Annotated in this window: 12 protein-coding genes and 1 pseudogene; 9 read left to right on the forward strand and 4 right to left on the reverse strand. The window is 54.1% G+C overall.

Going from position 1 to position 11394, the window contains the following annotated elements:
- A partial coding sequence (locus BMX17_RS23765) for a transposase (RefSeq protein ID WP_092664830.1) occupies positions 1 to 1590 on the reverse strand: 1590 nt, incomplete at its 3' end.
- Positions 1591 to 1956: 366 nt separating this feature from the next.
- On the opposite strand from BMX17_RS23765, the gene BMX17_RS23770 reads away from it, so the two are divergent.
- The 3 genes from BMX17_RS23770 (at position 1957) to BMX17_RS23780 (ending at position 3713) form a co-directional block, all read left to right on the forward strand.
- Entirely contained in the window at positions 1957 to 2199 is a 243-nt protein-coding gene (locus BMX17_RS23770) for a thioredoxin family protein (protein ID WP_092664806.1), read from the forward strand.
- Positions 2200 to 2203: 4 nt separating this feature from the next.
- Entirely contained in the window at positions 2204 to 3133 is a 930-nt protein-coding gene (locus BMX17_RS23775) for a permease (RefSeq protein ID WP_092664809.1), read from the forward strand.
- Between the two features lie 199 nt (positions 3134 to 3332).
- Positions 3333 to 3713, forward strand: coding sequence for an ArsR/SmtB family transcription factor (locus BMX17_RS23780; protein ID WP_092664812.1), 381 nt, complete (start codon positions 3333 to 3335; stop codon positions 3711 to 3713).
- Between the two features lie 151 nt (positions 3714 to 3864).
- Here BMX17_RS23780 and BMX17_RS23785 read toward each other — a convergent pair whose 3' ends face one another.
- Positions 3865 to 4275, reverse strand: a complete 411-nt coding sequence (locus BMX17_RS23785; protein WP_092664815.1) for a winged helix-turn-helix transcriptional regulator — start codon at positions 4273 to 4275, stop codon at positions 3865 to 3867.
- A gap of 135 nt (positions 4276 to 4410) precedes the next feature.
- On the opposite strand from BMX17_RS23785, the gene BMX17_RS23790 reads away from it, so the two are divergent.
- The 3 genes from BMX17_RS23790 (at position 4411) to BMX17_RS23800 (ending at position 7377) form a co-directional block, all read left to right on the forward strand.
- Positions 4411 to 4971, forward strand: a complete 561-nt coding sequence (locus BMX17_RS23790) for a DUF2703 domain-containing protein (RefSeq protein ID WP_092664818.1) — start codon at positions 4411 to 4413, stop codon at positions 4969 to 4971.
- Positions 4972 to 5028: 57 nt separating this feature from the next.
- Positions 5029 to 6160, forward strand: a protein-coding gene (locus BMX17_RS27650) for an IS630 family transposase (RefSeq protein WP_394327926.1) whose coding sequence is annotated in 2 segments (ribosomal slippage) — positions 5029 to 5453 and positions 5452 to 6160 — 1134 coding nt in all. Because the reading frame shifts where the segments join, the coding sequence is not laid out codon by codon here.
- A 209-nt stretch (positions 6161 to 6369) separates the two neighbouring features.
- On the forward strand, positions 6370 to 7377 hold the full coding sequence (locus BMX17_RS23800; RefSeq protein WP_092664821.1) for a DHH family phosphoesterase: 1008 nt from the start codon (positions 6370 to 6372) through the stop codon (positions 7375 to 7377).
- A 720-nt stretch (positions 7378 to 8097) separates the two neighbouring features.
- Here BMX17_RS23800 and BMX17_RS27150 read toward each other — a convergent pair.
- Positions 8098 to 8224: pseudogene (locus tag BMX17_RS27150) on the reverse strand (IS5/IS1182 family transposase); the annotation flags it as partial.
- A gap of 397 nt (positions 8225 to 8621) precedes the next feature.
- Here BMX17_RS27150 and BMX17_RS23805 point away from each other — a divergent pair.
- A complete protein-coding gene (locus tag BMX17_RS23805; RefSeq protein ID WP_170845552.1) occupies positions 8622 to 9137 on the forward strand; it encodes a hypothetical protein in 516 nt (171 codons plus the stop codon).
- A 210-nt stretch (positions 9138 to 9347) separates the two neighbouring features.
- Here the strand turns inward: BMX17_RS23805 and BMX17_RS27415 are convergent, their stop codons facing one another.
- Entirely contained in the window at positions 9348 to 9470 is a 123-nt protein-coding gene (locus tag BMX17_RS27415; RefSeq protein WP_280141438.1) for a hypothetical protein, read from the reverse strand.
- Here BMX17_RS27415 and BMX17_RS23810 point away from each other — a divergent pair.
- Together BMX17_RS23810 and BMX17_RS27745 are read left to right on the forward strand one after the other, a co-directional pair.
- Positions 9433 to 10740: a PAS domain-containing sensor histidine kinase gene (locus BMX17_RS23810; protein WP_244515098.1), complete on the forward strand. Its 1308-nt coding sequence runs from the start codon at positions 9433 to 9435 to the stop codon at positions 10738 to 10740. The genes BMX17_RS27415 and BMX17_RS23810 overlap by 38 nt on opposite strands.
- A gap of 509 nt (positions 10741 to 11249) precedes the next feature.
- On the forward strand, positions 11250 to 11394 hold a 145-nt coding region (locus tag BMX17_RS27745; RefSeq protein ID WP_170845554.1), incomplete at its 3' end, for a DUF7837 family putative zinc-binding protein.

Here is an 11394-nt window from a genome sequence, read left to right on the forward strand (position 1 = left end):
TACCTGTACCAGCAGGTCCACAGCCCGCCAGATCGAGTACAGCAAACACGCGAACGCGAAGTAGAAGAACCGTAGTCCGAAGTGCTTCGACGTTGTGGCGGCCATGAACCGTTTGATCGACTTGTACCCGCTCTCGATCTCCCACCGGTAGCCATACTCCGAGAGAAGGCCACTCTTCCGATTTGTCATGAACACCGAGTACTGCCGATGATCGGTGTGTTCGGAGTCCTCTTTCCGGCGATAGATGAGCGTCGTCGAGTGCCACTCGTTGTCGCCGAGATGCAGTTTTCGATCAGTCTCGTACCGGTCCTTTCCCCGCTTGAGAAGTCGTTTCGCCTGGGCTTTCTCGCTGGTCTGCATCCGCTTCGGGACGACGTAGGACAGTCCGCGTTGACTCAGCATCTCCAGGATATGCTGGCTGTCGAACTCCCGATCCATCAGTACGTTATCGACGTGTACAGCCGCTTCTGCCGAATCCAAGAGGTCCGCAACGATCTCCTTGCGCGTATCGCCTTTCCGAACTGGCCGGGCGTCCAGCACAATCGGGACAGCGTTCCCGACTAACTGAACTGTCGCCCATTGATAGGCGTACTCGTCGGTTTTCTCCTTCGTCCCGATAATCTCGTCTTCGTGGCCGGCTCGATCGCCGGTGAACGGGTCGGACTCGGTAATATCGATGGCGACGATGCCGGCTCGGAAGAACTCCTCTGTCTCTGTGACACGGTGCAAGAGTCGGCCGACTGCCTGTCGATACATCTCCCGCATTTGTTCGATGGAGAGGTCGCGGAGATGCTCGCGATGTGCGTGGCCGAGCGGTGTCCGTTCCCGATTGGACTCGTGGATGAAGCTCCGAGCCCCTTCGTTGACGGCGAGGTTCTCACGTAGGCCAAGATACGTCTGAAGGTCCCAGTAGGCGTTCTCGTGGATTTCACACCCCTCGCCTCGGTCCAGTGAGAACGCAGGGAATGCAACATCACTGACTCGCTCAGTAACTGTTTCTGCCTGCTCTAATACGGTCTGGTCATCGGGGTCTATTTCCGCCTCCTCGGTACCGTGTCTGCGGCTCTGCCGTTCTGGTTCGCGCGGGACCGTGACACCTGCGTTCTGTGCTTTAATGAGGATCGTTCGCGCTGCGGTCTCGACGGTGTCTTGGAGTTCAGTAGTGAACCGATGGTGCCAGCTGCGCCACAGGGTTGACTGATCGGGCACTGACTCCAAACCGATCCGTTCGCAGAGTTCGGGATGTTTGGTGAGGTACTCGATGAGCGCGGTCTCGTGGTCCCAGCCGTGGCATTCTTTCAGGAGGAATACGCGAAACAGCGTCTGCATATGGTAGGACATAGAGCCTGCGTAGCAGTCGTGCGCTTCGAATCTGAAATACGTTAACGGAACTGAACAGACAAACTCATCAACCGACTCGTGGGCGTCGTGTCTGAACCACTGCTCGGAAACCATGCGAACGTCTGATTCTAGTCCTGCCGTTGATGTTCGATCGTACAACGGCGTTGAATCGTACGCTGGCCACTCGATGTGCGAGTGTCGGGCAATTCGTCGAAAGACAGTTCGGCGCGACCTCTGGCTCGAAGACATCATTTGAGAGTGTTTGTTTAATTTGCTACAAACAATTCGGTATTGGACAATACGTGTGTCCTGGGGTAAAAGCCACTCATCTAGCATAGAAAATGCGCTATATTTGTATTAAAATGACTTTAGGGCCCTTCTTGAGCTGGTTAAGGGTAGAACACGATCTCAACAAAATCTACCATTACCTTCCTGACAGCAGTAAAGACGAATCGAATATAATCGAAACGTACTTGTGCCAAACCGAGAAATTTCGATATGAATGGCAGCTCCAAACTCCGGTGGAACCATGACCACCACAGACCGAACGAGATCAGTTGCCTGCGGCTATGGTTTCAGTGGTACTTCCGGTAGTAGAGCTGTCAGAGGGATACAATGAAGATCACAATCTACGGACCAGACGGCTGTAGCAACTGTTCGAACCTGAAAGACAAGACGCAGAATGTCGTCGACGAGCACGGATTTGACGCCGATGTCGTGAAAGAAGGCGATACCGTGAAGCTCGCCGAGAAAGGCATCATGTCGACGCCCGGGTTCGAGATCGACGACGAGATGGTGTTTACTGGGTCGAACCCCCCTGAAGCCGAACTGAAAGAGTACATCGAGGAGCGCCTGTAACAGGATGGTCTTTGAGCAGTTCGCGACCTGGGTCGTCGAGACGCTCGGCCTGACTGGCGCACCCAGAGCAGCAGTCCACTTCTGGGTCTACGACACGCTGAAGATCGTCACGCTGCTGGTGGCGGTCATCTTCGGCGTGGGCTACCTGCGGACGTACTTCCCGCCAGAGAAGATTCGAGACTACCTCTCGGGCAAACGAGCGATCACTGGCTATCTCCTCGCTGCACTGCTCGGTATCGTCTCGCCGTTCTGCTCGTGCTCGACAATTCCGATCTTCCTCGGGATGGTGGGCGCGGGCATCCCCTTCGGCGTCACGATGACGTTCCTCGCCGTCTCCCCGATGATCAACGAGGCTGCGCTCGTCGTTCTCCCCGGTGTCGTCGGGTTCGAACTGACGGCACTGTACGCCGTGAGCGGTATCACCATCGGCATGACGAGCGGGTTCGTCCTGAACAAGGCCGGCCTCGAGAAGTATATCGAAGAATTCGATTTCGGCGACTCGGACGTCGACATCGACGAGCCTACGCACAGAGAACGTGCACGACAGGCGTACGTCGAGGCGAAAGACATCATCAAAGAGATAATCCCGTACGTCGTGATAGGCGTGGGACTCGGCGCTGTCATCCACGGCTTCGTTCCACAGACCATCGTGACCGAGTACCTGTCCGGCCCGCTCGGTGTCTTCGGCGCGGTCGCCGTCGGTGTCCCGATCTACACGAATATCCTCGGCGTCATTCCGGTCGTCGAATCGCTCATCGGGAAGGGACTGCCCGTCGGGACGGGGCTCGCGTTTATGATGTCCGTCGCCGCGCTTTCGCTCCCACAGTTCATGATCCTCAAGAAGGTGATGAAAAAAGAGCTCATCGCCGCGTTCGCAGCGACGGTCGCGACAGGCATCCTGATTATCGGGCTCCTGTTCAATCTGCTGCTGTAACACAGCAGATCGGACTATTGCTTTGCGCGAGGACGTGCCCAGCTGAGTGCCCCAACTGATTTTCGTCAAATCGAACATCACCGATTTATAGATTGAGGACGTCTACTAGCACGTCACCACGACCGACGGGACGACTCGACCCGAAATACGAGCAGGTATTCCCCTGGAGACGCGACCAAGGAGCCAAACAGACGAGAGAATGACTGACTCAGTACCCGAATCGACGCGACAGACACTGGATCGACTGTACGAGAACCCGGAAAATCGACTGACGTCGCTGTTCGAACTCGCTCCGGACGACGAACAGGTGGAAAGCCAGCTCACGATGTTCAAAGCGCTGGCAAACCAACACCGGATTCGCATCCTCGAAGCCCTCAGGGATGGCGAACTCTGTGCGTGTGAGCTACAGGTCGTCCTTGATGCCCCACAATCGACGGTCGCGAGCCACCTCCGAGAACTCAAAGACGCCGGCTTCGTCAAAACACGCCGGCAGGGGAAGTGGACATACTACCGCATTGGTGATACAGCTGTCCTGCAATTACTCGATATCGCGGACGCACTGACAGAAGAGCCTGTATAGTCCGGTAGAGTATTGAAACGGTACAAATCGACGTGTCAAATTACGCTCGCTATCTGATGCTAGTTCTCGTTCCGGCGTTCATCGGATGTCATTTCTCGTAGTCCTCACCGAGAAACACCTGTTGCTACAAAAAGTACGTCTTACGTCGGATTCAACATCGATCGACAGCCGTTACGCATCCGGTTGTGAGGGCCTCGTCGCGACACTCCTGCGAGGTGGGCGAACAGCCATCGGTTTCTGGGTCGTCTCCAGGTTCGTGTAACTCGACGAGCGGTTCCAGTTCTCGAAGCTGAGTGGCGATTTCAGTTCCCTGCTCGGTCAGTGAGTACGTCGTCGTCGGAGGGGTCGTATCTGCTACCATCCGCTCGACGAGCCCATGACACCGAAGCTCTTTGAGCCGCTGTGAGAGCATCGGTGCGGTCAAGCCATTGAGTTCGCGCTGAATACCGTTGAACCCCTGGGGCCCTTCTGACAGGAGACGAAGGATGTGCAGCGTCCACTTCGGCCCGAGAATGTCCTGTAACCCGTGCCATTTTGCCTGCCACTGCTCGCTCTCGCTCATTACTGTAGTATCAGCCGCTATAGCGAAATATACGTTCGGTATCTCCCCTCACTCCAAGCGGTTTCAATACGCTAAGTGCGTTTATGTCTAATTACTGAACAGTATAAGAGCCAGCAAGCCATATGGTGAAATGCGATGGACGATCCCACAGACAGCAAGACGGTATCGATTATTCAGCCCGCAGCCGAAGAGTATACACGACGGACGGTTACTGTCGATTTCCTCTATCTGGACAACGAATCCTGCGACCGATGTATGGGGACTGAAGATGCACTCGAAGCGGCGCTTGAGCGGATTGAACCGGTTCTCGATGCACTGGATGTCAGCATAACCGTCAGAGACATCCACGTCTCGACGTTGGAGGCCGCCGAAGCGACCCAACTTGCCGTGTCACCGACGATCCGTGTCAATGGCCGAGATATCCAGCCCGACTATATTGAAAACACCTGCGAATCGTGTGGAGACCTCTGTGAATGTGAGGGTGACGTTGATTGTCGTCTCTGGCAGTACCGCGGTGAGGAATACTCAACGGCGCCTGTCGGACTCCTTGTCGAGTCGTTAGTGCAAGCTATTGCACCGAATGGAATGCAGTCTAGTGAATCACGCGAGAGTCAAGCTTATCAGCTTTCGTCGAACGTCAGGGACTTTTTCGAAAGGTCGGACAGCGACGAATCAGACTGTGGGTGTGGTTGCTAAGTGTAGCTTCAGACCTAGACTCGCTAGCTTAAGCTCTCTGAGCGCGTATCTACAGGAATGGGACGAAAGCAGCACATCGTTGATCTCTCTGATGAGGAACGGAGAACGCTCGAATGGTTTATCTCGACTGGTGAGCACAAAGCCGAAGACATCACGCGGGCGCGCATTCTGCTGAAGGCTGACGACGGGCTCACAGATGCTGAAATCTGTGAGCACGTCGGTTGCTCAATCGGAACGCCATACAACGCACGCAAAAACTACTGTGAGCGAGGGCTCGCGGCGATTCATCGCCGCAAGCCCGACCGTGAGTATGAACGCAAGCTCGACGGCAAAGCCGAGGCACGCCTCATCCGTCTGGCTTGCAGCGAACCACCAGAAGGACAATCCCGCTGGACGCTTCACCTGCTTGCCGACGAACTCGTCACCCTCGACGAGATCGACTTCGAGTCGATCTCTCACGAAACCGTCAGACAGCGTCTAAAAAAACGCCCTGAAACCGCATCTCTCCAGTTACTGGGAGATTCCACCCGAACAGAACGCTGATTTCGTCTATCACATGGAGGATGTTCTTGACCTCTATCACGAACCCTACGACGAGAAGCGTCCTGTCATCTGCTTCGACGAGTCAAGTAAGGCACTCCGTGGTCACAAAAGCGACCCGCTCCCGGCCGAACCGGGAGCGGTCGCCCGTGTCGATCACCGCTACGAACGCAACGGCAAACAGCGAATCCATCTCGCTACGGAACCGCTGACTGGGTGGGTCGCCGTCGAAATAACTGAACGAAGACGCACCACTGAATGGATCGACAGGATGGTTGAGCTCGCAGATGTCCACTACCCGGATGCGGACTGCATCCGGGTTGTGGTGGACCATCTCAACACCCACAAGCCCGCTGGCTTCTACCAATTCTTTCCACCAGACGAAGCCCAAGCATATCTTGATCGGTTCGAGTTTCACTACGTCCCGAAGAAGGGCAGTTGGCTGAATATGGCCGAAATCGAGATTGGTGTCCTCAAACGCCAGTGTCTCAACCGTCGAATCTATGACGCAGCGACTCTCCGGTCGGAGGTCGCTGCGTGGCAGGAGCATCGAAACGCGGCTGACCGATTCATTGACTGGCAGTTCACCACTGATGACGCACGGATCAAACTACGCCAGCTCTACCCCATTGAGCTGAATGGGAACTAGCGAGACAACGATTGAAGCGACACTCAGCTGCTCAGTGTGGATGCGCATTGAGTGTCGAGGATTCTGCCAGATCAGGGAAATATTCCAATAGCTGTGCGAGATACATAGCGCGTATCTTGTACTCAACCACCCCTGTATGACTACTATACGACACACTTATCTTGACATATCCTGTACTGTAACTCTACAGAGAGTGTAGATCTGAGTGTATGAGTCAGCCACAACAGCTAGATGACCTTCTCGAGGGGGGCAGCGATCTCAACATCGTTTGCCACAATAACCCCGACCCGGATTGTCTCGCGAGCGCACTCGCATTGGGTCGGATCGCGGCTGCGGCTGGCATCGACGAACAGCAGATCCTCTACAGTGGCGAGATTTCCCACCAACAAAACCGAGCGTTCGTCAATCTCCTTGACATCGACCTCCAATCGTTCGATTCGGCGACCGTCCAGAACCGTCAGCCGGACTCGTTACTTGCACTCGTTGATCATTCCATCCCGGGTGAGAACAACACAGTTCCCCCGGACACGGCCGTTGATATCGTGATCGACCACCATCCTGCCGAGGATATCGACGCTCGGTTCGTCGATCATCGTGAGGAACTAGGAGCAGCTGCGACGATCCTTACAGAGTACGTGCGCACTCTCGACATTGATCTGGATACGGATCTCGCGACAGCACTCCTGTTTGCTATCCGTTCGGACACCCTCGACTTCCTCCGCGGGGCGACATCCAAGGAGTACGATGCGTCGGGGTATCTTCACGAGTACGCGGATCAAGAGATGGTCCGCCAGCTTTCCTCGCCGTCAGTGTCTGGGGGAACCCTCGACGCGATCTCGACCGCGATTGACAATCGAATTATAAACGGAGCGGTACTCATCTCTCACGTTGGCCGGACGACCGAACGGGATGCGCTCCCACAGGCCGTCGATTATCTGGTGAGACTCGAGGGCGTTCAGACCGCCATCGTGTTTGGACTCGTCAACGACGCAATTCAGATCAGTGCTCGGTCACCCGATGCACGAGTGAACGTCGGTGATTTACTGGATGAGGCGTTCGAAGATGTCGGTAGTGGCGGTGGCCATCAGGACGTTGCGGGCGGTGAAATCCCGCTCGGTCTCTTTGCTGACTACACGTCCGACGATGCACAGTTGCTTGATATCGTCGAACAAATCATTACTACACGCCTGTTCGCGGAACTCAATCTGTCCGAATAGATAGAAGAGTAACACGAACGGTCATTCGATATGGACAGTTATTATCCTACTCCGGACTTCACCATGTGTTGCTTGATAACTCAATCCACACGCGTGTGGTGAGCGGATCGTTCAGCGGTTTCGACGTGAAACATAGCTGTAATGATGACTACACTGAAACAACCGTTCACGATTACCCTTGTTTATAAGTTGGGTGAGAGAGTGACCAGACGGTTATAAGAACAACTGGTGCCGATCAAAGTTTTCTATGAGCTTTGAGAAACCAATATTGTATTAGATAAAGTTAGGTAGTATTATGTTGGTTGAGTACATTACTCCGATTGTAACACATGGATCCAGTTATCCTGCACCATGGTATCAGCCAAAGTAGCGTTATTGGGATTGTAGGCTTGACGGGTGTTGCCTCCTTTATGACTGGCGTCGCATACGCCCGGTTGAAAGAGTCCGGGTCGATTAGACGAACCAAGAGAACTGCTGAAACGACCGAATAGTGCCATTCACTATCCGACCCAATTGTACACAGAACCGTTAAACACCGGATAGCTGCCATCCCGAATTACTTTTGTGGGCCCGATTGGAATGATCTTGTCTCTACAGTATTCCCGCTGAAACGATGGGTGACAAGGTGGGGGAGATAGATCCGTGTCTCGGTCACGGCGCTTCTGACGAGAAACAGTAATGTTACGGCCTATTTGGCTTTACCGTGTAGGTCTTCACTATTCAGAGGGCCTTGTCGATAATGTGGGGTGAGATAGCTGACAACGAGTTCATAGAACTGCTTCCACCAGCGTCGTGATCGGACGAACGTGCCGTATTTCCGCTTGAGTGTTGAGTTGACTGATCTGTTGAATAGCGGTCTTAGCCAGGGCGGTTGGAATTTTAGCCGGCTTGTGAGCGGTTGAGGCTAGTGGTTTCAAGATTGGCATCGTCTCACCGTAACTCAGAGAGCGCTATTCAACATGGCAGACTTTTCGGGTTCAGTGAATCTGTCATCCGAGCACGATCGGAATTCGACGTGTAATCGAACCATTTCCAGCAGTTGCTTTGACCTCCTCAGAAAGGATTCCGCGCTCAGTGTAGGGAAACGGTATAACAGACTGACCAGAGATACCCATACTTCTACCAGCACTAGCGTGCTGAATAGCGAGCATGTATCGCACGTTGATTCCGGTCATCTTACAGGCTCTGTTCAGACCAGTTGTGGGGTCAAGAGTTAATGTATGTGCAGCACCTCTCGTGACGGAGTGGCTGACTTGATTACCGAATACACTGAGTACGACTCGTTGGCTCGTGAGTGGCATTCAGAGACCCTCTCTGACTACGATGTCTCGCTTGACAAAGCCCGAGAGCGGGGGCTCCTCAACGAACAGCGGACTCGCCAACTGTGGCAGTTATTAGGACTCCTTGACCCCGAGGAACTCCTCGTTCAACTGCCGGAATGGCTGGCCGAGAAGAAGGTCGAGTCCACGAACAGGACCACGCCCACGATATTCGTTGGATGTATCTCCAGCGAGACTGAGGACGCGATTCTCTTCGAATCGTCCACTGTAGCTCGACCACTGATGGAACTTGCACACAAGATGCACTCTCTCAATAGGGGGATCGAACGGACAAAGGACGATACCGACCGCCACGAGCGACTAGTGGATCGGTTTCGAGAGCACGAACGAAAGTTTGACCACCGGGATGATCTACTCAGCCTCTCCGATAAGTGGCTCCCGAAAAGCCAGCTCAATACGGCTATTCGACGTCGTACATGAATCAAATAGCGACCATTGCTCCGGAACCACTCTGCGAAATACGCATCTACACTGTGCAGTTAGCAATCGGGGCTGATTTCTGGCTGAGAATCGGTCAGTGCAGGTACGACAGTGAGAACTACCCAATGAGTTTGGCACTCTGTTATTGTGTAACGAGGGCCACTAACTATTCATACAGTCCATGTCTCAAGACGAAACGGAAAGTGATGGTCACTTCCCGTCCGAACTGTCGCTCAACATCGACATCGACAGCATCCCCGACGCTGTGTTGGTCGCCAGTTCGGACACGGGCCAGATCGTCGAAGCGAACACGACTGCCGGTGAGTTGTTCAACTGCTCTCCTGCTGATCTCGTTGGACGTCACCAGCAGGAACTCCACCCACCAGAGGACATGGCAGCGTACACCGAAGCGTTCCAGCGCGCTATCGATGGTGACAGAGTAAATCGCCTTCAGAACGGCCAGCCACTGTATATCGAAACAGCCGATGGTCAGCACATCCCCGTCGAAATCAACGTTCAGCGATTGAACACGCCTACTGGTGTTTTCATCCTCGGTGTATTTCGTGAGGTGACCGCCCAGCTTGAGCGGGAACGTCGGTTGGAAGCGAGTACCAGTCGGCTCGAAACGTTGCTCGATGCACTGCCAGTTCCAGTCGCCGTTCTTGACACCGATGCAACTGTCGAGGGCTGGAACCAGGCCGCTGAAACAACGTTCGGATACGATTTCGACACAGTCCAAGGGAAATCATACCCACTCTTTATCGAAGACGACGAGTTCGACCGACTGTTCGAACGGATTTTCGATGGTGGTATCCTCGACGGCTACAAGACGACTCACCGGGCCCAAGACGGGTCACGGATCCCAGTGGAACTGTACGCGATGCCAGTCTACCAAAACGGGACGTTCTCTGGGATCATCGGGACAGCAATTGAAATCTCTAATCGACTGGAGCGGGCGCAGCAACTGAACGTCCTCCACAGAGTGTTACGGCACAATCTGCGAAACGAACTGAATATCATCAGCGGCTGGGCCGAACACCTTGCAGACAGCCCCAGTGAACACCAGACGGCCATCGACAAAATCCAAGGAGCCACCGACCGTCTTCTTAGCTTGAGTGAAGAAGCAAACCACATTCGGACCAATCTAACCAACAGCAGCAAACAACTCGATTCGATACCGATTACGCAGGCTCTCTCTCAGCTGTCCGATCAAGTGACCGATCGAGAGATGGTGACAATGAGTGTCAATGACGTACCAGACTCTTGTGCAATAAGTCGTCGGGGACTGTGGGCAGTCTCACAGTTGCTCGACAGCGTACTCACCCACATCGAAGAGTCGACAGTGGAACTCGCCATCGAGACCCACGAGCAGCACGTGACACTGGAATTGGTAGCATCGGAGTCGCTACTCCCAGTGGGGGCACGGAGATTTATCAACACTGGCGAAGAGACGGGACTGGAACACAGCGACGATCTCGTGGTTCCCAAATCGGACCTAATCATCGAGTCGATCGGCGGCGACGTGACGATCGTCGCTGCCGATGAAGCCACGCCTTCCAACACACTAACTGTGGAATTGCCCCGTATAGACGACCGTAGCTGATCCACCGACGACGAACGACGGGTAACGCTTCGGCGGCCGTTGCTAGATGTCGATTCGTGGATGACACTGTGGGCCGTTCATATACTGACCGTCAATCGTTATTTTTGGAATAGATCAATTCTCAATATGTATTGGGAGAACACCCTCTTTTCTAAAGGGGTATAGATGTTCCAGTACAACGGTAGCTGATAGCTGCTATTGGGGGATTTTGTATCGGCAGAATTCACACGCTCCACAGTTGGGACATTCGGCAGTATCTGGCGATACGCTAGTTCCACAATGTCGACACTCAACGACAATTTCCGATCCACCATCGAGCAACAGCTGCGTGAGAACCGTCCGGACACCCATTGTTCCTTTGCTTCGGTTGACTGTTTCTTAGCTGTGGTGGACAAGCCCGTTCACCGGAAACACGGTGTCTTCTAGAGGGAGCGTCTACCGAACACTTACATTTAAAGATGCTTCACCATCACTTGGAAGGAATCAGTCACACGCTCCTTCCACCCTGTATGAGCACCGACGAATCATCACTCGGTCGCTGTCCGGACTGTGGCGAGGCGATCCCCGAGACGTGGCTCCTCGTCGAATACGAGAAGGATGACGGCACACAGGGCATCTGGGCTGAGTGTCCGGAGTGTGACGATGTCGTCGCGC

The sequence above is a fragment of the Halorientalis persicus genome, from assembly GCF_900110215.1.
Lineage (GTDB): Archaea > Halobacteriota > Halobacteria > Halobacteriales > Haloarculaceae > Halorientalis > Halorientalis persica.